The organism is Pseudomonas caspiana (assembly GCF_002158995.1).
Taxonomy (GTDB): domain Bacteria; phylum Pseudomonadota; class Gammaproteobacteria; order Pseudomonadales; family Pseudomonadaceae; genus Aquipseudomonas; species Aquipseudomonas caspiana.
In genome coordinates, this window is record NZ_LOHF01000028.1 from 1 (window position 1) to 22,848 (window position 22,848).

19 protein-coding genes are annotated in these 22,848 nt (G+C 56.6%); 17 read left to right on the forward strand and 2 right to left on the reverse strand.

Annotated features, from left to right (window positions below):
• The first annotated feature begins 155 nt into the window (after nucleotides 1–155).
• Together rhtA and AUC60_RS23990 are read left to right on the forward strand one after the other, a co-directional pair.
• A complete protein-coding gene (rhtA, locus tag AUC60_RS23985) occupies nucleotides 156–1,043 on the forward strand; it encodes a threonine/homoserine exporter RhtA (RefSeq protein WP_087273558.1) in 888 nt (295 codons plus the stop codon).
• Nucleotides 1,044–1,219: 176 nt separating this feature from the next.
• On the forward strand, nucleotides 1,220–1,516 hold the full coding sequence (locus AUC60_RS23990; RefSeq protein WP_087273560.1) for a hypothetical protein: 297 nt from the start codon (nucleotides 1,220–1,222) through the stop codon (nucleotides 1,514–1,516).
• 56 nt (nucleotides 1,517–1,572) lie between these two features.
• On the opposite strand, the gene AUC60_RS23995 is transcribed toward AUC60_RS23990, so the two are convergent.
• Both AUC60_RS23995 and AUC60_RS24000 read right to left on the reverse strand, forming a co-directional pair.
• Nucleotides 1,573–3,381 carry an aminopeptidase P family protein gene (locus tag AUC60_RS23995; RefSeq protein ID WP_087273563.1) on the reverse strand — a complete coding sequence of 603 codons (1,809 nt, stop codon included), beginning with the start codon at nucleotides 3,379–3,381 and terminating at the stop codon, nucleotides 1,573–1,575.
• Between the two features lie 58 nt (nucleotides 3,382–3,439).
• On the reverse strand, nucleotides 3,440–4,618 hold the full coding sequence (locus AUC60_RS24000) for a cysteine desulfurase family protein (protein WP_087273565.1): 1,179 nt from the start codon (nucleotides 4,616–4,618) through the stop codon (nucleotides 3,440–3,442).
• Nucleotides 4,619–5,597: 979 nt separating this feature from the next.
• Between AUC60_RS24000 and AUC60_RS24005 the strand changes: the two genes are divergently transcribed.
• The 15 genes from AUC60_RS24005 (at nucleotide 5,598) to AUC60_RS24075 (ending at nucleotide 22,752) form a co-directional block, all read left to right on the forward strand.
• Nucleotides 5,598–6,392, forward strand: a complete 795-nt coding sequence (locus AUC60_RS24005; RefSeq protein WP_087273567.1) for a hypothetical protein — start codon at nucleotides 5,598–5,600, stop codon at nucleotides 6,390–6,392.
• Nucleotides 6,393–6,425: 33 nt separating this feature from the next.
• The gene (locus tag AUC60_RS24010; RefSeq protein ID WP_087273569.1) at nucleotides 6,426–7,547 is read left to right on the forward strand and encodes a DegT/DnrJ/EryC1/StrS family aminotransferase; all 1,122 of its coding nucleotides are present in this window, start codon (nucleotides 6,426–6,428) and stop codon (nucleotides 7,545–7,547) included.
• Nucleotides 7,548–7,552: 5 nt separating this feature from the next.
• Nucleotides 7,553–9,067, forward strand: a complete 1,515-nt coding sequence (locus tag AUC60_RS24015; RefSeq protein ID WP_087273571.1) for a lipopolysaccharide biosynthesis protein — start codon at nucleotides 7,553–7,555, stop codon at nucleotides 9,065–9,067.
• A gap of 3 nt (nucleotides 9,068–9,070) precedes the next feature.
• Entirely contained in the window at nucleotides 9,071–9,997 is a 927-nt protein-coding gene (locus AUC60_RS24020; protein ID WP_087273573.1) for a glycosyltransferase family 2 protein, read from the forward strand.
• Complete coding sequence (locus tag AUC60_RS24025) at nucleotides 9,987–10,436, forward strand: low molecular weight protein-tyrosine-phosphatase (RefSeq protein ID WP_087273575.1); 450 nt, start codon at nucleotides 9,987–9,989, stop codon at nucleotides 10,434–10,436. The genes AUC60_RS24020 and AUC60_RS24025 overlap by 11 nt, the downstream gene beginning before the upstream one ends.
• The gene (locus tag AUC60_RS24030; protein WP_087273577.1) at nucleotides 10,437–12,647 is read left to right on the forward strand and encodes a polysaccharide biosynthesis tyrosine autokinase; all 2,211 of its coding nucleotides are present in this window, start codon (nucleotides 10,437–10,439) and stop codon (nucleotides 12,645–12,647) included.
• A gap of 38 nt (nucleotides 12,648–12,685) precedes the next feature.
• Nucleotides 12,686–13,486, forward strand: a complete 801-nt coding sequence (locus AUC60_RS24035) for a WbqC family protein (RefSeq protein ID WP_087273579.1) — start codon at nucleotides 12,686–12,688, stop codon at nucleotides 13,484–13,486.
• Between the two features lie 5 nt (nucleotides 13,487–13,491).
• Nucleotides 13,492–14,004, forward strand: coding sequence for a transcription/translation regulatory transformer protein RfaH (rfaH, locus tag AUC60_RS24040; RefSeq protein ID WP_087273581.1), 513 nt, complete (start codon nucleotides 13,492–13,494; stop codon nucleotides 14,002–14,004).
• 41 nt (nucleotides 14,005–14,045) lie between these two features.
• A complete protein-coding gene (locus AUC60_RS24045) occupies nucleotides 14,046–15,047 on the forward strand; it encodes a glycosyltransferase (protein WP_087273583.1) in 1,002 nt (333 codons plus the stop codon).
• Nucleotides 15,044–16,288 carry a glycosyltransferase family 4 protein gene (locus AUC60_RS24050; RefSeq protein WP_087273585.1) on the forward strand — a complete coding sequence of 415 codons (1,245 nt, stop codon included), beginning with the start codon at nucleotides 15,044–15,046 and terminating at the stop codon, nucleotides 16,286–16,288. Before AUC60_RS24045 ends, AUC60_RS24050 begins: the two co-directional genes overlap by 4 nt.
• A 139-nt stretch (nucleotides 16,289–16,427) precedes the next feature.
• Entirely contained in the window at nucleotides 16,428–17,705 is a 1,278-nt protein-coding gene (locus AUC60_RS24055) for a hypothetical protein (protein ID WP_238599634.1), read from the forward strand.
• 216 nt (nucleotides 17,706–17,921) lie between these two features.
• Nucleotides 17,922–19,034: a glycosyltransferase family 4 protein gene (locus tag AUC60_RS24060; protein WP_087273589.1), complete on the forward strand. Its 1,113-nt coding sequence runs from the start codon at nucleotides 17,922–17,924 to the stop codon at nucleotides 19,032–19,034.
• Nucleotide 19,035: 1 nt separating this feature from the next.
• Complete coding sequence (locus AUC60_RS24065; protein WP_158099153.1) at nucleotides 19,036–20,076, forward strand: acyltransferase family protein; 1,041 nt, start codon at nucleotides 19,036–19,038, stop codon at nucleotides 20,074–20,076.
• 32 nt (nucleotides 20,077–20,108) lie between these two features.
• A complete protein-coding gene (locus tag AUC60_RS24070; protein ID WP_087273594.1) occupies nucleotides 20,109–21,326 on the forward strand; it encodes a glycosyltransferase family 4 protein in 1,218 nt (405 codons plus the stop codon).
• Between the two features lie 13 nt (nucleotides 21,327–21,339).
• Complete coding sequence (locus tag AUC60_RS24075; RefSeq protein ID WP_087273596.1) at nucleotides 21,340–22,752, forward strand: undecaprenyl-phosphate glucose phosphotransferase; 1,413 nt, start codon at nucleotides 21,340–21,342, stop codon at nucleotides 22,750–22,752.
• The last annotated feature ends 96 nt before the right edge of the window (nucleotides 22,753–22,848 follow it).

Sequence of the window (22,848 nt, forward strand, 5' to 3'; positions counted from 1 at the left end):
GTCAACCCTTAATTCAGACTTTTATCAAAAATGCTGCAAATGGATTACCTATATAAGAAGAACAATCCAGGCTGAGCATTATATTGCGCAAATCCAGCTTCTTAAGCATCATATAGCCTTTGCGCCACTGCCCTCTAACTGGAACACCCTTCCCGATGAGCACCCATCTTCGTCCTCTTTCACAGACACTGTTCCCTATTGGCTTATTGTTGATTGCCATGGCCTCTATCCAGACCGGGGCCTCAATGGCCAAGACGTTATTCCCCGTAGTCGGCGCGCAGGGCACGACTTCGTTAAGGCTGATCTTTGCCAGCATTATTCTGCTTCTGGTTCTAAGACCCTGGCGCGCCAGACTTACTGCAAGGTCGTTGCGCACGGTCGTGTTCTATGGAATCGCTCTGGGAGGGATGAATTTCCTCTTCTATATGTCGCTGCGTAGCGTCCCTTTGGGAATAGCCGTGGCGCTCGAATTCACGGGGCCGCTGGCGGTTGCTCTGTTTGCCTCGCGCAAAGCGCTCGACTTCGTATGGATCGCACTCGCCGTAACAGGCCTGCTGTTGCTGATCCCGACAGGAGAAGAAAGCGCGAGCCTTGACATAACCGGCGTGGCTTACGCTTTAGGTGCAGGAGTCTGCTGGGCCGGCTACATCCTGTTCGGGCAAAAAGCCGGCGAAGATAACGGCATTCAAACAGCAGCGCTGGGCGTTCTGATTGCGGCCATATTCATCGCCCCGATCGGAGCGGTGCATGCAGGCTGGGCAATATTTGACATTGGATTGATTCCTACCGCCATTGGTGTCGCAATCCTGTCCACTGCCCTCCCCTATAGCCTGGAGATGGTCGCACTGACCCGGATGCCCGCCCGAACATTTGGAACCCTGGCCAGTATGGAGCCAGCATTCGGTGCCTTGTCGGGGATGCTCTTCCTTCACGAACACCTGACCATTACGCAATGGCTGGCCATTGGTGCGATTATCATGGCCTCAGCAGGCGCCACCCTTACAGCACGGCGCGAAACAGCACAATTAGTCCCGGCAGACTGAAGATATCTTTCCCCCAAAGATGAGATGTCACTAGCATTTGTAACGCTGTTGAGCCATGTTTAGGACATGGCTACGCCCTGACCGCTCAGGCTATTGGCAGAAGCCAGATCATCTTACCGAGTAATCGTATTCAGGCTGGGCACTGGCCTTCAATGAAAGCCAGAGTAAGGAAGGCAATGAAGTACATTTTTATAGCGCTGACAACACTAATAATCACAGGCTGCGCCGCCACCTCAGCCCCTGTAAAACAGACAAAGCGAGGGATTCACATCAACTGCTCAGGTCTGTCGTCTTCCTGGCAGAAGTGTTACGCCATGGCAGCCGACTCCTGCGTTTCGAAAAACTACAGAGTCATCGCCAAATCCGGCGACGGTGTAGAAGACCCCGGCGACTACCCTTTCGGCCTGAATCCGGCGGGCTATACCAGTCGCAGCATGATCATCATCTGCAAGAAGCCCGCGAAGACCGAATGAGGAAAAGTGGCGGTTGTGTTACCGCCCGCCACTTACCTGACACTACACCGCTTCCATCAAACCGCCACCGTACGCAGACGTAGCCATTCAAGCGCAGCGCCCTGCAACAGGGGGCTCAAGCGCTGACACACCTGGGCGTGGTAATCATTCAACCATGTCCTCTCCTCAAGGCTCAGCAACTCCACCTCCAGACAACGGGTGTCGATCGGACACAACGTCAGGGTTTCGAACCGCAGGAACTCGCCAAACTCGGTCGTCTGCGCCTCGCGGTTGATCACCAGATTCTCTATCCGTACTCCCCAGCGTCCCGGACGATAAGTACCCGGCTCAATAGAGGTAATCATGCCCGGAAGCATCGCGGTTTGCGGCGTAGCCGGTGCTTGATAGGCGATAACCTGTGGCCCCTCGTGAACATTCAGGAAATACCCGACACCGTGTCCGGTACCGTGCCCGTAATTCACTCCCTCAGACCAGATTGGTGCCCGAGCGATCGCATCCAGAAGCGGCGACAAAATGCCTTTGGGGAAATGAGTGCGAGATAGAGCGATCAAGCCTTTCAAGACCCTCGTGCAGTCGCGCTTCTGCTCTGCACTCGGATTACCGACAGGCACCATACGCGTGATGTCGGTAGTCCCCCCCAGATACTGCCCCCCGGAGTCGATCAGCAGCAAACCGTCTCCCTCGATCTGCGCGTACTCATCTGGCGTCGCACGGTAATGCGGCATAGCCCCATTGCCATTGAAACCCGCGATGGTCGCGAAGCTGGGTGAAATGTAGCCTGGACGACGTTGACGAGCCTGCCCAAGCTTTTCGTCGATGGTCAATTCGCTGACAGCATCATGGCCCAACGCCGAATCCAGCCAGCAAAAGAACTCGCACAGCGCCGCCCCGTCCTGCTCCATGGCCTGACGAATATGCGCGGTATCGGCTTCGCTTTTTTGTGATTTGAACAACGTCGTCGGGTTCAGACCCTCGACCAGCGTAACTTCAGCATCCAAGTAGTCCAGCAAGCCGCACGTGACCCTGGCCGGGTCAATCAACAGACGCGCGTCTTTAGGCACTTCGCGCAGGGCTGCACCAATCTGGGTGTACTCGAGCAACGTGATGCCGTCCTGCTCAAGACTGAGACGCACCCCCGCGCTCAACTTGCTTGAGTCGACGAAAAGACTGACGCCATTCGGCCCAATCAAAGCGAAGGAAATGAACACCGGGTTGTAAGACACATCAGAGCCACGCAGATTGAACAACCAGGCAATGTCATCCAGGGTGGCAATGAAGTGCCAATCTGCCCCACGCTCAGCGATGACCTGACGCAGACGGGCCAGCTTTTCGACACGCCTTACCGATGCCTGAGGCGGCAAGTGCTCAAAAACCGGACTGACCGGCAACGCTGGCCGATCGGCCCACAGCTCGGTGAGCAAATCCAGATCTGTACGTAGCCTCGCGCCTCGCTCGTAGAGCTTGCTCGCGAGAGTTCGTGAGGACGCAACCGCCAATACTGCCCCATCAACCGCCACGACAGTTTCAGCCTTGGCCTGATCGGCCAGCCACTCCAGAGGCCCCTGTTGCCCTGGCTGCAGCTTGACCAGTTCGATGCCACTGCCCGCCAATTCTTTAGCTGCCTGCTCCCAATAGCGACTATCCGCCCAAAGCCCGGCAAAGTCCTGAGTCACAATCAGCGTTCCCACAGAACCATGGAAACCCGACAACCATTGGCGCCCCTGCCAGTAGCCCGGCAGGTATTCGGAAAGATGCGGGTCGGCTGAAGGCACCAGATAAGCATCAATACGCTCGCGGCTCATCAAGGCCCGTGTCTGCGCCAAGCGTTGTACGACGGCTGCGCCGGGTTTCGATTGCGTACTCATTGATTCTCCTGCTGACCCGAAAAAATTAATCTCTTGCGGGCAGATAATGGAGCACCTGTCAGGAGTGAGCAACCGCCCAGAACGCAGGTTGCAGTCGTGAGGACTTGATCAGCGAGGCTGCCTGCTCGATTTCCTCTGCGCTGGTGAAGCGCCCGAGGCTCAAGCGAATAGTCTGACTGGCGGCCTTGGCGTCATGACCGAGCGCCAGCAGCACATGCGAGGGCGTGTTTTTTGCCGAGTTGCAGGCGGAGGTCGAGGAAAAAGCCAATCCATTCCCCAGAGCGGCAATGTCCAGATCGTTGTTGCCAAAAGTCAGACTCAACGTATGAGCAATTCGCTGTACCGAATCCCCGTTGATACGCAAACCGGAAACATCGGCCAGCCGTGTACATAAAAGCTGATTCAACTGCTGGATGTGAGCCGCCTCCTCGTCGAACAACGTCTGGGCCAGCGCAAACGCCGCCCCCATGCCTGCAATCTGATGGGTGGCCAGCGTGCCTGAACGCAAACCGCTTTCGTGTCCGCCACCGTGGATCTGCGCCTGTACGCGCTGTTCGGCCCGCGGCCCGACATACAGGGCACCGATACCTTTGGGGCCATAGATCTTGTGGGCCGAGAAGGACATCAGATCAACCGCCAGTTCGGACAGATCAATCCTGACCTTGCCTGCGCCCTGAGCGGCATCGACATGAAACAAGGCGCCATGCTCGCGCACATGCTTACCGATTTGGGCGATATCGTTAAGCGTGCCCAGCTCGTTGTTGACCAGCATCAACGACACCAGAAAAGTGTCCTCGCGCAAAGCCTCGACTACCGCTTGCGCAGAGATCAAACCATTGGCATCCGGTGCCAGATAGGTCACCTCAACGCCTGCCAGCTGCAACTGTTGCGCAGTGTCGAGGATCGCCTTGTGTTCGATCTGACTGGTAATAATGTGCCCCGCCGTGCGGCCACTGCGCTCGGCGTAGCTTTGGGCAACGCCCTTCAACGCCAGATTGTTCGACTCGGTTGCGCCTGAAGTCCAGATGATCTGCTCCGGGCGCGCGCCTACCAGATCAGCCACCTGTTGGCGTGCGACATCTACGGCTGATCGTGCGTCACGTCCATAAGCATGTGAGCTGGACGCCGGATTGCCAAAAGTCCCGGACCGACCCAGGCATTGCACCATGACCTCAATGACACGCTCATCAACGGGTGTGGTAGCAGCGTAGTCAAAATACAGCGCAAGATTTTTCATGAAAATCACCTTGAAATGCACAGCCCGGAAGGCCGGACTGTTTGCGTAATACGAGTCGCGATTCCTGCGACATTCGAAAGCGGATCTTGTAGAACATCATGCACGAATCTTCATAGATCAAAAAATTATTAATTATTATTTATATATTCCATAAAAGAATATATGCCCAATTGGGTCCTCAGAGACCCACGCACGATCCATGCCCAAAACAGGCTTCACACGCTGATGGGCAGCACACCAGGCTTTCGTTCACCTATCGCGCCATGCTCCTGACAATAAGAGTTCTTGCGGAAACGTTTAACTCGTTTGAATGGTGAGTAACAACACCCATTGATAACAAGACAGGTATCTGGGCCACTTATTTATCAAGTATCACTAACGACTAACTTCTGGCGCTAAAAAAACGACTACTGCGTTTACACAACGCCTATGAACAACGACGTGCTGAGTGCCCAAAAACCGTCATTGCACCGAAGCAGTGCGAGCGATGTTTTTTTGACTCCTTTAAATTCAACAACTTAAGTAATATTACAAACCACTTATCAAAAATTTAACAGAATGTTGACGAAATAATTTGACAGAAAGCTTGAGGACAACGATATATATGCGTGTCAGACATTTCCTAGCCCGTGCAGCGTTGCCAAAGAGCAACGCGCAGGAAATGTTCAGCCAACACACTTCTTGATTTGCCTCATGTTAGTTATCTGCACGGCGCGTTTTTAGCGCCGGTGGCCGTCCTTTGATTAACGGAAAATCGCTCAACTGCAGAATGTAGTCGAGGGGGCGGTAGCTTGGCCCGCAGTTTGTGTGGCGGGGTCAGGCAGCTAATTAAGGTATTCGCAGTACCAAGTTGAAGTTTCCTGCGCACTGGATCAAGCGATTCGGGCGGTAGCGTGGGCGAGCGTGCAAATAAATCAAAAAGTGCCAGACAAAACGTCTGACTTAACGGGTTCATCTTCAACTTCAGGGATTGGAATTGATGCGATCTTCATTCGCTATGGATCCGTTACGGATCAAGCAAGTCAGCGAGCAAATCAATGCCCAGGGTTTCAGCCAGATCAGCGGTGCGCTTGATGCCAACGAGCTGCAACTGCTGCGTGCCTACACCGAGGCCCAGGCGAAATTACACCGGGGTGAATACTTTGCTCATCACGGTGAAAAGCTGCTTTCACAAAGCCCGCTGTCTTCGCTATGGGAGTCTGCGGACTTCCAGCAAATGCTCGCCAATCTTTATCGCTGCGCCACTGGCGTAGACGCTGCCAGCTCGCAGATTTTCCCGGTGCTGCGTTGTGTCCAGGGTAACCAGGGACGCCGCGAATCCAACAGCTTCCACTTTGACGCCAGCCTGGTCACGGTGCTGGTACCCGTATTCATCCCGACTGAAGGGGATGAGCGCGGTGATCTGATGCTGTTCCCCAATTTGCGCAAAATACGGCGCAACGCCGTATTCAACGCCATCGAAAAGGCACTGATCCAGAACGCCTTTAGCCGCAAGTTGCTGGTAATGGCTATTGAGCGAGGTTGGGTGAAACCTGAAACGCTGACGCTCAAGCCTGGCGATATCTATGTGTTCTGGGGCTACAGGTCGCTGCATGCCAACAAGCCTTGCGGCCCGGAGGTCACCAGAGCGACAGCCATCTTCCATTTTGGCGACCCGCATGCGGGCAGTCTGACCACCCGGCTGATCCTGCAAATCAATCAACGTCGTGCCCGGCGCGCCAGCCGCAAAGCTGGCACTGGCTCATCAGAAGTTACACCTGGCAAATCGCTCTGACACCTGCGTTAAACGTCAAACATGGAGGCTTCGATGATCAACGTAACGAAAACTTATCTGGGCGATATCGACAAGTTCAAAAGCTATGTCGAAGGGATTTATGCTCGAGGCTGGCTGACTAACCACGGGCCTCTGGTGAGCGAGCTGGAAGAACGTCTGAAGGATTATCTGGGCGTCAAACATATCATCCTGACCAACAACGGCACGCTCGCATTACAAGTTGCCTATCGGGCACTTAACCTGAGTGGCAGCGCGGTTACTACACCGTTCAGTTTTGTCGCTACCAGCAGCTCCCTGCAATGGGAGGGTATAAGCCCGCTATTTGCCGACATTGATCCCGGTACCTGGAACATCTCCCCGGCTCACATCGAAAGCCGCATTCAGTCCGATACAACGGCAATCGTCGGCACGCACGTATTCGGCAATCCTTGTGCCGTCGAGCAGATCGAACAAATCGCCCTCAAACACAAGCTCAAAGTGGTCTACGACGGTGCCCATGCTTTTGCCGTACGCCATGCGGGTCAGTCGGTACTTAACTGGGGCGACGTCAGCACCTTGAGTTTCCACGCCACCAAGCTGTTCCACACTATTGAAGGCGGCGCGATCATCACTAACGATGACGAGGTTGCGAAACGCGCCTACCTGCTTTGCAACTTCGGTATTGCAGACGTCGACAAGATCGATGGTATTGGCATCAACGCCAAGCTCAACGAATTTTCTGCGGCCATGGGTCTGTGCATCCTTGATGACATCGAGAACATTCTCGAAGAACGCGCCGAGATTGCTCACCGATACACCGCCCGGCTGGAAAACTATCTGGATCTGCAACAAGTCCAGGCCGATAGCCAGCTCAATAACAGCTACTACCCGGTGGCGTTTCGCGATGAACAACAACTGCTGCGCGTGCGCACCGCCCTTAATCATCGCGACATCAATCCGCGCCGCTACTTCTACCCGTCGCTGGACACACTTGAATACCTGCAACCACAGGTTCCTCAGCACGAATCCCGTGCGTTGAGCGAGCGCGTGCTGTGCCTGCCGATTTATCCCGGCCTGCAAAAAAGTGATCAGGAAAAAGTCATCAATACCTTGATCGAAGAGTGCAGTGTCAGCAACGTGCACTACCGCAGTTCACTCATCGCTCAGGCTATATAAGCGCCATGGCGAAGAGTCGCTCGGTCATCCGTAACACCGCGTTGAACTATGCCGGTCAGGCCTACGTTCTGCTGGTGGGGATCTTGATCATGCCGTTCTACCTCGGTCATCTGGGTGCCGAGGCGTATGGTTTGATCGGTTTTTTCGCCGTGATGCAGGCCTGGTTGCTGCTGCTCGATGCGGGTTTGTCACCGGCCCTGGTGCGTGCCGTCGCCCATCAGCAGGGTACGCTTGCCCGTGACCGTAGCTCCGGGCAGTTGCTGCGCTCGTTCGAAATCATTTTTCTGCCCATGGCGCTGCTTTGTTGCATCGGGATTTACCTGAGCAGCCCGTGGATTGCCCTGCAGTGGCTCAACGCAAAAGAGCTGCAGCCCGAAACGCTGATTCACTGCATCAGCCTGATGGGACTAGTAGTCGCGCTTCGCCTTTACGCGACCCTGTACAAAAGTGGTATTCAGGGCCTGGAGCAACATGCCTGGCTGAATATCGCCAACATCATCATCGCGACATTGCGCTATTTCGGCGGCCTGCTGCTGGTTAGTACCTACTCTCAGGATCCCGAGGACTTCTTTGAATTTCAGGCCGCGGTCGGCCTGATCGAAACTCTGATTTTTGCCGCAAGGGCATACCAGCAGATGCCGACTCCGCATCTGCTTACCGGCTTCAACCGGGCTTTGGTCAAACCGATCATTCCGTTTGCCGCAAGCATGACCCTGACCTCGGTGCTGTGGATTGTGCTGACCCAGATGGACAAGGTGTTGCTGTCCGATCTGCTGCCACTGGATCAATACGGTTACTTCTCACTGGTGGCACTGATCACCACCGGCATCATGATGCTCACCAACCCACTGGTGCAGGCCTTGTTGCCGCGCATGACCGTTTTGGTGGCCGAGGGGCGGCAAAACGAAATGCACGCCCTGCTTCTGGCCGCCAACCGATTCGCCTGCACTTTTTTGTTTCCACTGGCGGCGTTGATCGGCCTGCACGGCAACTACCTGATCTACGCCTGGACCGGCGACTGGGTTGCGGCGCAATGGAGCCAGCAGATTCTCTGCTGGTACTCACTGGGCAGCGCGATCATGGCCATCAGCGCCTTCCAGTTCTATCTGCAATACGCCTATGGGCAACTTCGCCTGCACATCTGGTACAGCGTGATTTCAGCCATCGTCACTCTGCCGGTGATGTTTTACGCCATTCGTTATCAGGGCGCGTATGGCGCAGCAATAGCCTGGTTCCTTCTGCGAGCCGTGTCGTTTGCGATCTGGCCGATGATCGTCCACCACCGGTTAGCGCCGGGCATCCATGGCCAGTGGCTGCGCGACATTCTGCGCATCAGCGTGATGACCGCCGTCGGATTGGCACTCAGCGAACCGCTGTTGCGAATGATCGCTGGCGAAGATCGCCTCAGTATTTTTCTGGGCCTGGCGGTCAGCGGCCTGATCACCCTGTTTGTCGTGGCCGCCAGCTACAAACCCCTGGCAGCGAAAATTTTCATCTTGTTCAGCAAACCGAGTACGTGAGCCATGGATGACCTAACAAAAGCCGCACCGAGCGCGCCACCGTTACTGAGTATTGTGTGCCCGGCGTATAACCAGGAAGCTTTCATCGCTCAGACACTGGACAGCTTTCTGGCACAACAGACGACCTTCAACTTCGAAATCCTGATCAACGATGATGCCTCGACTGATGGCACCGCACGGATCATCGCCGAGTACACCCAACGTTATCCGCACATTATTCGACCGTTCTATGAGCAGGTGAACCAGTACCAGCATGGTCGACCTTGCGTGCCCGGTCTGTTTGCCAAAGCACGCGGTCGCTACATTGCCTACTGCGAAGCCGACGATTACTGGACCGACCCGCGCAAACTGCAGATCCAGGTGGATTTTCTGGAGGCGAACCCGGACTACGTGATGACCTATCACGATGCCATGGCCTTCGATGAAAACGGTCTGCGCGGCATTCAGCTACAAGGCAGGCTGCGCGCTGATGCCAGTGCTCTGGAGCTGCAAAAAGCGCGACCAATATCGACCCTGACCGTGTGCTTTCGCAACATGCTCAGCCATATGCCTCCCGAACTGCTGATGCCCGTCGCACCGCTCAATGACATGTGCTGGTGGTCGCTACTGGGCGCATTCGGCAAAGGTAAATTCCTCGCCGAGATCAAACCGGCAGCCTATCGGGTGCATCCGGGCGGGATTTTTTCCATGCGCAGCAACAAACGCAAACTGCACATGAGCCTGCAGACCAGCAGCAGTCTGGCCAACTATTACCAGCGCTGCGGCAATCAGGAGTTGTACGAATACTTCCTGATGCAGGTCTTCTGCCTTTCCCTGTCGGCACTTGGCCCTATGCACAAGCTGCGCGCGCTGCTGATGGCTGTTCGCAACATGAGCATCAACCTCGGCAAGAGGTTGGTGCCCTCGGTCAGCAAAGGCCATGTTCAGTAACGTTCTGGTGATATGCGTCGGCAACATCTGTCGCAGCCCCATGGCTCAGGCACTGCTGTTGCAACGCGTCGCGCCGCACCTGCAAGTGGCCTCGGCCGGGACTCACGCCATGCTCGGTTCGCCCATGGATCCCCTCGCCGAAGCGGTCTTGCAGATGCATCAGGTTTCAGTACCCCGGCATCAGGCCCGCCAGATAGACAGGGGAATGTTGCACAAGGCCGACCTGATTCTGCTGATGGAAACCTCTCAGCAAAGCAGCGTGTTGAGGCTGGCCCCGGAAGTGCGCGGCAAAACGTTTCTGATTGGCAAATGGCAACAACAGCTGGAAATCGCCGACCCCTATCGGCAACCCAAATTAGCCTTTGAACAGACCTACGAGCAGCTCTCGAGATGCGTCGACGACTGGCTACCTTTTCTTCAGTCAGGAGAAACAAGATAAATGACCGCTATGAACCGCTCTTCCCTGGATTACTACCAGGACTCCCGGATCGATTTGGCAACTATCTTGCGCACACTATTTGACCATAAGGGCCTGATCATCCTGATCGTCGCCCTCTTCAGTCTCGCGGGTGTGGCCTATGCGTTGCTCTCAACGCCCATCTACCAGGCCAACGCGATGATCCAGATCGAACCGAAAAAAATCGGCATCGAGGGCACCCCCGAGGTATCCGGTAAACCCATGTCAGTGTCCCAGGCCACCACAGAAATCGAACTGATCAAGTCCCGTGCGGTTCTGGGCAAAGTAGTGGAAGACCTCAAGCTCAATATCGTGCAACGCCCGAAGCTGTTTCCGGTGATTGGCCCCTACCTCAATCGTACCTTCACACCGGACACCGGCAGTGCATTGGCCGAGCCGCTGTTTGGCCAGGCAGCCTATGCGTGGGGTGGAGAAAAAATCGATGTATTCCAGCTCGACGTGCCGGAAGCTCTGTTGGGTGAAAACCTGATTCTGGTCGCGGGCAAACCGGGTTTCTTCTCCCTGTATGACGAAGATCGCAAGCTGATCCTCAGCGGTGCCATCAACCAGACCGTCGAAGGCAAGGGCGCAAAAATTCAGGTCGCTGCGCTCTCCGCCCGACCAGGTACAGAGTTCATTGTTGCCAAACTGCGCACCCTGACCGCCGCGCTGATTTATCAGGATCGCCTGAAGATCACCGAGGCTGGCAAAGACTCGGGCATCATCTACCTGTCTATTCAGGACCCTGACCCGGACAAAGCCAACCACATTCTCAACGAAGTCAGCCGCCTGTATGTGCGCCAGAACGTTGAGCGCAGCTCGGCCGAAGCCGCGCAACGTCTGGAGTTCCTGCGCTCGCAACTGCCTGCCGTGCGCAAGCAACTGGAAGACTCGGAAATGGCCCTGAACGACTTTCAGACCAGCGCCAAGTCCGTGGACCTGAGCATCGAAACCAAGGGCGTACTCGATCAGGTGGTCAAGCTGGATTCGATGCTCTCCGAGCTCAAGCTCAAACGCGTCGAGATTGAACGTCTGTACACCCGCGAACACCCGACCTATCGCGGCCTGATGAACCAGATGGGCCAGCTGGAAGCTCAGAAACAAGGCTTGCTGAAGAAAATCGAAGCCTTGCCCGTGACGCAACAGGAGCTGCTGCGCCTGACCCGCGACATGCAGGTCACCAGCCAGACCTACACCCTGATGCTGAACAAGAGTCAGGAACAGGACATTCTGCGTGCAGGCAGCATCGGTAACGTAAGAATTATCGATAACGCCGACGCCAACGTCGAACAGCCGGTCAAACCGATGAAAAAACTCATCGTGCTACTGGCGGCATTGCTCGGGACTGTAGTGGCGGTGGGCGCCGTGTTCGTACGTCAGGCGTTCTATCGCGGCGTGGAAAACCCTGAAATCATCGAAAACATTGGCATGCCGGTGTACGCATCGCTGCCCTACTCCCGCCAGCAGGATCGGCTGGAAAAGAACAGTCAGGGACGCAGCAAGGAGTCGAAGCTGCTGAGCGTTTCGGCACCGACCGAGCTGGCCATCGAGTCCTTGCGCAGCCTGCGTACCAGCCTGCACTTCGCGATGCTCGAAGCCCGCAACAATGTACTGATGATTTCCAGCCCGTCACCCGGCGCAGGCAAGTCTTTCGTTTCCAGTAACCTGGCAGTGATCATTGCCCAGGCTGGCAGGCGCGTGCTGTTGATCGATGCCGACATGCGCAAGGGCTATCAGCACAAGATCTTCGGCCTGAACCCCAAGCACGGGTTATCCGACACCCTGGCTGCGCGGGTTAAAAGTACGGAAGTCATCAACCACACTGAAGTGCGCAACCTGGACCTGATGTCCTGCGGCTTCTTGGCGCCAAACCCGTCAGAACTGTTGATGCATGACAACTTCAACAAGATGCTGGCAGAGCTCTCCCCGCTCTATGACCTGATTCTGGTCGACACGCCGCCCATCCTTGCCGTCACTGACGCCACCCTGGTCGGGCGTCAGGCGGGCACCTGTCTTTTGGTCACCCGTTTCGGCCTGACCACCGTTAAAGAGATTGAAGCTTGCAAGCGCAGGCTTGGCCAAAACGGTGTGCTCATCAAAGGCGCGATCTTCAATGGCGTGCTGCGCAAGGCGTCCACCGCTGACTATGACTGCGCCGCCTACGGCTACAACTACAGCCCCGCACGAAAGTAACCAGACGATTCCCCACCACCACCGTAAAGGAGTTACGTATGGCCCGGACCATTGCAATGATGCAGCCTTATCTCTTCCCTTATCTGGGATACTTTCAACTGATTGCGGCAGCAGACGTGTTCGTCCTGGGCGACGATCTGCAATACATTCGCTCGGGGTGGGTCAATCGAAACCGTATCCTGCAGAACGGTGAGGCGAAGCTCATCACCTTCCCGCTGAAGCGGGACAACTTTGAACTGCCGATCATGAAGCGCCAGCTGTGCGATAACTTTGGCGAAGAAGCCGATCGGCTCATCAACCTCATTACCCAGAGCTACCGTAAAGCCCCCTATTTTGCTCAGGTCATGCCATTGCTGGAGCGTTTGATTCGCTTCCCGCAACAAAACCTCGCGCTCTATACCGAGCATGCGATTCGCGAACTGTGCGCTTACCTGCATATCGTCACGCCCATCCTGCGCGGTTCAGACCTCAAGCTGGTGTCTTGCCTGGACAAGCAAGACCGCGTGATCAATATCTCCCGCACCTTCGCTGCCACCACCTTTCTCAACCCCATTGGTGGCGTCGAACTGTACGACCGCGATCACTTCGCACGGCAGGGTCTGTTAGTGCGCTTTTTCAAAATGGACCCCATCGTCTATCGGCAACTGAACCAGCCATTCGTACCCAGCCTTTCGATCATCGATGTGCTGATGTTCAACTGCGTTGAGCAGATCCAGGCGATGCTCGCCTGCTACAGCGTCTGCGAGGGTTTACCGATTCCCGAAACACAGCTGTTGGCCGAATTGACCCGCCAGGTCGATATCAGCGCCCACCTGCCTGCCCACGTTGCTGCGGAGTGACTGCCATGCTTATGGATAACCCCGCCCGCTGGTATTTGATTCAGACCAAACCGCGCCAGGAAGCCCGCGCCGAGGAACACCTGCAACGTCAGCATTTCGAGTGCTATCGCCCGCTCAAGCCAGGCGATGCAAAGAAGCGCGGTGCTCGCCAGACGAGCGAAGAAGAGCTGTTCCCCGGCTATCTGTTCATCCGCATGGATCAAATCAACGACAACTGGTACCCGATCCGCTCGACGCGGGGCGTTGCCAGAATCGTGACGTTCGGGGGGCATCCGGTACCGGTTCAGGATGAACTGATCGGACAGATCCGCCAGCGCCTGAGCAGCCCGCCCCCCAAGGCCGAGTTCAAGCGGGGCGAACATGTGCTGATCAAAGCGGGCGAGATGTGCGACATCGAAGCGATTTTCCTCGCTTGCGATGGCACCGAGCGCGCCGTGATCCTGCTCAACCTGCTGCAACGCGAGCAGAAAGTAGTGTTGCCGATCAGCAGCTTGCTGCGGATGGAAGCGCGGGTTTGACCAGCGCTGAAAACTCGCGACTCACAAACCGGAACCTCACCATGACTCAACTTACAACGCTGGTGACGCTCACCTATGGTGACCGTTTCAACTACCTGCATACGCTGGTCAGCCGTTCGCTGGAAAGCCCGCTGATTGACCGGGTGATCATCGTCAGCAACGCCTCGGTCGCTCCGCTGGAAAACCTGCGCACCACCTGGCCAGGTCAGGTCGAAGTGATCTATCTGCAGAGCAACACGGGTTCGGCCAAAGGCTATTCGGTGGGCATTCAAGCCGCGCTGGATGCCGGGGCTGAATACATCTGGCTAATGGATGACGACAACGCGCCGACGATCAATGCTATCGCGACCTTGCACCAGAGTCTGCGTCAGCGTCAGGCCATCGATGGTCATGACAAAGCCGCCGTACTGGGTTTTCGTCCGACCCATCAGGCTGACATCGCAGCGGGTGTTCCGCGCCGCTTCGCCATTCAACGGCGCTCAAGTTTCTTCGGCTTTCATATCGCGCAACTGCCTTACAAAATCTGGCGGCGTTTGCCTTGGGGCCAGCCGCAAGGCAAGTACAAAAAAATTGAAACCGTGCAGCTACCGTTTGCCACTTACGGCGGGTTGCTCGCTCATCGCAGCCTTTATCAGCGCATCGGGCTGCCACTGGATGCCCTGATGCTCTATGCCGACGACAGCGAATACACCTGGCGCATCACCGCCACAGGCGGACGTATTTTTCTGGTCCCGGAAGCATTACTCGATGACCTGGAGGATTCCTGGAACATCAAGGCGCGTACCAGCAATATCTATGAGAGTTTTTTGCTCGGTGGCTCGGACCTTCGCGCTTATTACGGGGCCCGCAATCAGGCATGGTTCGACAAAAATGTCTGGGCCTCATCGGCGCTGCTTTACGCCTTCAATCGCTGGGTGTTCTTCCGCCTGCTGCGTCTGATTGCCAAACGACGAGGTGCCGAACAGCGCTTGAGCCTGATCGAAAAAGCCATCGCCGACGGTGAGTCGGGTGTATTGGGCCTGCATAAGTCGTATCCGCTATGAAGGCCTTGTTCATTAACAGCCTGTATGCCCCGGACATTGGTGGCGGCGCAGAAATCATCCTGCAGCGCACCGTCGAAGGCTTGCAGCGACGCGGCCATGAAGTCGCGGTACTCGCTACTGGCCCTCAGGCGGGACTTACCGAAGAAACCATCAACCTGGTGAAGGTCTACCGCGCCGGGCTGCGCAACTTCTACTGGCATTTCAGCGCCCAGCGTCCCGGCAAACTGGCGCGCCTGGGCTGGCACCTGCGTGACCGGTATAACACTGGCATGCGCGACTATGTGAAGCAGGTAATCGCGCTGGAAAAACCGGATGTGGTGGTCTGTCATAACCTCACCGGCTGGTCGGTTTCAGCCTGGGACGAGATCACTGCTGCCGGCTTGCCGATTGTTCAAGTGCTGCATGATCTGTATCTGCTATGCCCCGGCAGCACCATGTTCAGCAAAGGTCATAGCTGCCAGAGCCAATGTGGTCGTTGCGAACGCTTTCGCAAAGGTCACGATGTTCGTTCGGCGCAAGTCAACACTGTCGTCGGCGTCAGCCGCTTCATGCTCGACACTTTGCAGGCTCAGGGTTATTTCAAAAATGCGCGTGGCTATGTTGTGCATAACGCCAGCCCTCAACCCACCCAGCCGATTAGGCTTAAAAGCGCGGAGCCAGTCGCGAAACATGCACCGCTGCGCTTCGGCTACATGGGCACCCTGTCGGAACCCAAAGGGTTGCGCTGGCTGATCGAGCAGTTTCAGCAATTGCCCATCGACGCCACCTTACAGATTGCCGGCCGCGGTCAACTTAACGATGAGGAATGCTTCAAGGCGCTGGCACAGTCGCCCAGAATCAGCTTCGTCGGCTACCAGTCCCCCGAAGATTTCTACAAGCAGATAGATGTCGCCATCGTGCCCTCGATCTGGAATGAGCCGTTCGGCATGGTTGCCGTCGAAGCCTGTGCCTGGTCCATACCGGTAATCGCCAGTCGCATGGGCGGGTTGCCAGAGATTATCCAGGATCAGCTCAACGGACTGCTCTGCAACCCCGACGATCCCGATTCACTGGGTATGGCGATGCTCAAGCTGCACCAACAACCTGAACTGCTGGCGCGGCTGAGCGCCCAGGCTCGCATCAGTGTCGCGTCATTAACGGATCTGGAACTGATGCTCGACAGCTATGAAAGCATCCTTGCCCAAACCTTGCTGGACGGCACCGCTCGCCGCCCTCAGCCGTGCCTCTCACGCCCGGCCTGACAGGCCTAAAATTGCGCTTACCTCTGCAGTGTTATCCATCGGCCCGTGACTAACCGAGCCAGCTTCTGGCGCTCCGGACCGTGCCTCTTCATTGAGACAAAACATGTCCAAGCAAGCCCGCGCCCCGTCAAGACGGCCTATGACGTTGTTTCTCTTGAGCCTGTTATTAAGCTGCACAGCAACCGCAGACGAACGATTCATCATCGGTGTCGCGACTCATTTAATGAACAAGAACGGCCCTTCGGCCAAGGCGCTACAGATGCTTGAAGCCGCCGGAGTCGACTCGGTCCGCGATGATGCTTACTGGTCTATAGCCGAACCCCATCGCGGACAGCTGCATATTGATCCTGCCTGGCAGGCCTATCTGAGCAAGGCACGGGAACACAAACTCAGGCCCTTGCTGGTACTGGGCTATGGCAACCCGAACTACGGCAACTATGCCAAGCCTCGCTACCCACCGATCAAGGAAGGCTTCGGCAACTATGTGAACTTTGTCGGCCGCGAACTGGCGGACAGCGTAGATTTTTATGAAATCTGGAACGAGTGGGACAAGGAAAACCCGGTTGATGAGGCGTTCGCCCGGGACTACAGCAACCTGATCGAAGACACCGCCAGCAAACTGCGGCGCCAGAAAAACCCAGTGACGATCCTGGCAGGCGCGGTGACCAGTCAAGGCATGGATCTGGGGTTCGCCGACCGCCTGGTCTCAGCCGGGTTGCTCAATCATGTGGATGGCCTGTCATTACATCCTTATGTGCATTGCCGCCATGAAGAACGGCATACCCCTGAACGCTGGATTGCCTGGCTGCGCTGGCTTGATGCTGATCTCAGGGCATTGGTCGCCCGCCCCGTGCCGCTTTACCTGACAGAGATGGGCTGGCCCAGCAACACCGGAAAATGCGGGGTAAGCGAACAGACCCAGGCAGCCTATCTGGCGCGCAGTTTCTTCCTGGCTCAGACCCTGCCAGATATCAAGGGCCTGTGGTGGTACGACTTGCTTGACGATGGCCAGGATGCCAGCGACCCGGAACAGAATTTCGGCTTGCTCAATCCGGACCTGACAGTCAAACCGGCGTACCTGACGCTGAAAGCCATCAGCCCGTTTCTGCATGATTACCGCTACGACGCAGAAAAAAGTCGAGAACTGGATAACGCTTACCTGCTGCGCTTCGCCAAGGGCTCGGAGCAGATTCTGGTGGCGTGGACCACCGGACAGTCACGCGCGATAACTGTCGACGCCAGCAGCGTCCAGGCCGGCAATGTCCTGATCATCGACAGTGGCCAGCCCGAACAAGGCCAGCTGGATACCGGCATTCCCTGGAACTGCAACGACAGTCGTTGCTCAGCACAGGTGCCCATCTACGAGTTCCCGAAAATCTTCCGCCTGGGCAGCAAACCGCCGTTGTTTGCTCAGTGATAGATCTGAATTGAAGTGCAATACCCGTGGGAAATCTCTGTCGGCCTGCAAGCTGCCCTTGACCTTGCAGGACCGGTTTTAGCCGGGAGGGCGTCGGGACATTCGCTAAATGTCCTTCGCCAGAAAAACCGCCCTCCCGGCTAAAGCCAGTCCTACGTGTCAAGTGCGTGCCGCGAACCTAACTTCCTCTCCCATCCTGCGCAGGGACCTTCGCCCATGATTGTGATCAATGCCCGTTTTCTTACCCAGGAACTGCGTGGGGTCCAGCGGTTTGCCGAGCAGACCTGTCTGGCGCTCAAACAACTGCGTAACGACCTGATTTTCGTCGCACCTCACGGGATCAAGATGAGCGAGAGCGCCAAAGCTCTGGATGTGCAGTGCATTGGCTATAACAGCGGCCACCTCTGGGAGCAACTGGACTTACCGCTGTACCTGATGCGCAACGGGCAGCCGTTGCTGGTGTCGCTGTCCAGCACGGCACCCATGTTTTATCGCAATCAGATCGCCACGCACCACGACATCAATTACGTGCGCTACCCGCAAAGTTACTCGCGGATGTTCCGCACGGTTTACCGCACGGTGACACCGATATTGTTATGGCGCCTTAAATCCCTGATCACCGTCAGCAATTTTTCGCGAGGTGAGATTGCCCGGTTTTATGGCTACCCCGAAAAACGCATCTTCATCGTTCCCAACGCGACCAGCGATGCGTTCCGGCCAGGCGTTGCGCTAACAGACAACGCGCGCTATCTACTGGCCGTGTCCTCACCCAGTGCGCACAAAAACTTCAACCGCATGATTCAGGCGTTCATGACGCTGCGCGGCCATGACGATCTGCAATTGCACATCGTGGGTGCCGCCAGCGAAATTTTCGCCGCACCGGAACTGCAACGTCTGGCGTGCCGTGACCCACGCATCCGTTTTCTCGGACGGCTCAGCGATGCCGAGTTGATCAAGCAATATCAGGGCGCGACGGCGTTTGTCTTTCCATCGCTCTATGAAGGCTTCGGAATACCGCCACTGGAAGCACAAGCCTGCGGTTGCCCGGTGCTGGCCGCCAACGCGGCCTCCATTCCGGAAGTGTTGCAGGCCAGTGCACTGTATTTCGACCCGCTGGACGTGTCGCATATGGCCTCGGCCATGGAACGGATTCTGACCGACCTGCCCCTGCGTCAGGCGCTACGTCGCCGGGGCCTGAGCAATGTCGCGCGGTTCTCCTGGGAAGACTCTGCTCGTCGCGTTTCCCAGCGCATCGACGCACTGGTTCAAAGCAATGCACCCACGGACCCGCAAACGCAAACTGCAGAATCGACCTCGGGCAAACTCTGATATGAAGCGCCTGGCCTACATTGACGCCCTACGCGGTATAGCGGCTTTGCTGGTGGTATTCACTCACCTCTATGCCCCGCTGCTCGGCGATGTCTGGGTGCTTCGCGAACTGCTGGATGTCGGCAAGCTCGGCGTGCTCTGGTTCTTCATGATCAGCGGCGTGGTCATCCCGTTCAGTCTGCGTCCCGGCCCCGATGGCGCTCGACGCTTTGTGATTTCACGGTTCATGCGGCTGTACCCTGCTTACTGGCTGTCTTTGCTGGTTTACCTGACGATGTTGCAGTTGTCTGGCGGACTGTTTCCGCCCTGGCCGCAAATCATCGCCAACGTCAGCATGATCCAGGCGCTACTGGGCTTCGATGACGTGGTTGGTCTGTACTGGACGTTATTCATCGAACTGGTGTTCTACGGCCTGTGCCTGTTGCTGTTTATCCGCGGCAAGCTGTATGACCTTGCGGTGCGGACCCGCTGCGCCCTTGGCATGCTTGCGCTGGGATTACTGCTGGCGGTCATCCGGGAACTGACCGAACGCAAAGTGCCGGTGGCTTTGCCTCTGGGCCTGTCATTGATGTTCTTTGGCTCAATCTGGCGCCAATGGCTGCTGGCCGAGCGCAGCCGTCAATTGACCCGCAGTCTGGTGCTGGTGCTGGGCGCCTATGCACTGTTGTTGCCTCCCATCTTGCTGCTGGCTTATGGCGAAAACCTGATCGAAGGGGAAGCTGGCGGGCGTTACCTGTTTACCTACGCCGCGGCGATTGTCAGCTTCCTGTTACTGACCCGTAGTGTCCGTCTTGATCACCCGATGCTGGTCTGGCTCGGAAGCGTCAGTTACTCGTTGTACCTGCTGCACCCCTCAATGCTGCTATTGGCCGAGTACCTGTTGCGTGGCCTGCAATTGCCTGCCCTCTACGCCGCCGTATTGGCGACCGCACTGACTCTGGGCATCGCTGACTTGTCCTTCCGCTACATCGAAACGCCATTCATCCAGTGGGGCAAACGCCTCAATAATCGCCACGCCAAGACGCAGACAGCCCGCGCCTGATGTAGAGCCTGTGCATACAGAAGGGAACCTCAATGAGAATTGCAATAGTCCACGACTGGCTGGTGACGTACGCCGGTGCTGAACGAGTATTGGCGTCACTGATCAACATCTGGCCACAGGCCGATCTGTTTTCGGTGATCGACTTTCTCAGCGAGCAGGATCGCGCCCACTTGCAGGGTAAAGTGGCCAAGACGACTTTCATCCAGCGTTTACCCAAAGCCAAAACCCACTACCAGCGCTATCTGCCGCTGATGCCCCTGGCCATCGAGCAGCTTGACCTGTCGGGTTACGACCTGATTATCAGCAGCAGCCACGCGGTGGCCAAAGGTGTGCTCAGCGGCCCGGACCAGTTGCACGTCAGTTATGTGCACTCGCCGATTCGTTACGCCTGGGACCTGCAACACCAGTATTTGCACGAGTCAGGCATGAGCACCGGACTCAAGAGCAAAGTCGCGCGGATGATTCTGCATTACATCCGCATGTGGGATCAGCGCACCTCGTCCGGCGTCGACGACTTCATTGCCAACTCGCACTTCATTGGTGGGCGCATCGCAAAAGCTTACCGTCGCGAATCCACCGTTATCTATCCCCCGGTGGACACGGTCAACTTCACCCCGCAAGACAGCAAACAGGATTACTACTTCACCGCATCACGCATGGTGCCTTACAAACGCATGCCGATGATTATCGAAGCCTTTGCCGCGATGCCTGACAAACGCCTGATCGTGATCGGCGACGGCCCGGAAATGGCCAAGGCGAAATTGATCCATGCGCCCAATGTCACCTTGCTGGGTTTTCAACCGTTCGCGGTTTTACTCGAACACATGCGCAATGCCAAAGCCTTTGTATTTGCTGCCGAGGAAGATTTCGGTATCAGCCCTGTGGAGGCCCAGGCCTGCGGAACGCCGGTTATTGCCTTCGGCAAGGGTGGCGTGCTGGAGACCGTCTGCGGCCTGGATCATCCACAACCGACCGGGGTGTTCTATGAGCACCAGACAGTGTCAGCACTGGTGGCTGCCGTTGGCGAGTTCGAGGCCGCTCAAGCCCGGTTTACCGCCCAGGCCTGTCGTGCCAACGCTGAACGGTTTGGCGCACAACGCTTCGAGGACGAGATGAGAAACTTCGTCGAGAGTCGCCTCGCGGCAGCACGCCTGGCGCGTCAGCCAGCTCAATACAAAATGCCTCAGGCACTGCCCATTCTGGTCAGCAACGAACAGACCGCCCGGGTCATTCCGATCAAATCCGTCTGAGCGAGCATCGTCCATGCGTACTCCCGTTCGCGGCATTCTTCATGCGCATCAATCCTTGCTGTCAGTTGCCCACCGCCTGCTCGACCTGATGGTCATCGTGCTGGGCGGCTACTGGCAGATCCAGTTGGCCCCAGGTGTATCCAGCGCCGAAGCCTGGATTCAGATCCTGTTGGCAGTGCTGGTGTTTCACTGGCTCAGCGAATACCACCAGATGTACGGCTCATGGCGCGGCGAGCGAATCCTGCGTGAACTGGTCAAGGTATTCAATTACTGGGCGCTGACCTTCGTCGTGCTGTTGTCCGTTGATTACCTGCTGCTCAACCACGCCAACATGCCGGACAACGCCCAGATGACCTGGTTTGCATCGGTATTGGCGGTGCTCTGCGGCTATCGTCTGTTGATCCGCAGCGCGCTGCACGGCCTGCGTCGGCGAGGCTTCAATACTCGACGGGTCGCCATTGTCGGTACCGGACAGGTCGGCGTGCGACTTGCCCAGTCCATCTCTAGTGCACCCTGGATGGGCCTGCGGGTACTGGGCTTTTACGACCTGCCAAAACCGCTGATGGAAAACCCTCACCCGGCTTCCGGTATCGCAATACTTGGTGATCTTGAACAGTTGATCGACGACGCCAGGGAAGGCCGCATCGATAAGGTTTACATCACCCTGGCGCTTACCGCTCAGCCCCATGTTCAGGAGCTGGTCAAAGGACTCAGCGACACCACCGCCTCGGTGTACCTGATCCCGGATGTATTCATGTTCGAGCTGCTGCATGCGCGTAGCGAGAGCATCAATGGGCTGGCCAGCATCAGTATTTTCGACTCCCCCATGGATGGCGCCTGGAGCCTGGTGAAACGTGTCGAGGACATTGTGTTGTCCAGCGTGATCCTGAGCATGATCGCCCTGCCCCTGCTACTGATTGCGGTCGCGATCAAGCTCACCTCTCCTGGGCCGGTCCTGTTCCGCCAGCGTCGTTATGGCCTGGACGGTCGACCGATCATGGTCTGGAAATTTCGCAGCATGAGCGTTCAGGAAAACGGTGAGGTGGTGAACCAGGCCACCCGCAACGACGCTCGCGTCACTCCGTTAGGTGCATTCCTGCGGCGCACTTCGCTCGACGAACTGCCGCAGTTCTTCAATGTCCTGCGTGGCGATATGTCCATCGTCGGCCCGCGCCCTCATGCCGTGGCGCACAACGAGCAATACCGCAAACAGGTCAGCGGCTACATGTTGCGTCACAAGGTCAAGCCGGGCATTACCGGCTGGGCGCAGATCAATGGCTGGCGTGGCGAAACGGACACCCTGGACAAAATGCAAAAGCGCGTCGAATACGACCTGGAATACATCGAACACTGGTCACTGTGGCTGGACCTGAAAATCATTCTCCTGACCCTGTTCAAAGGCTTTCTGCACAAGAACGCCTTTTAAGCCATCCCCTTCAGAAACCCCTCTTCAACCATGAAACCCCAGGCCGACCGGCACTGGAGGAGGTGCGTGCAGGCATCAAAAAAGACCACGAAAGAC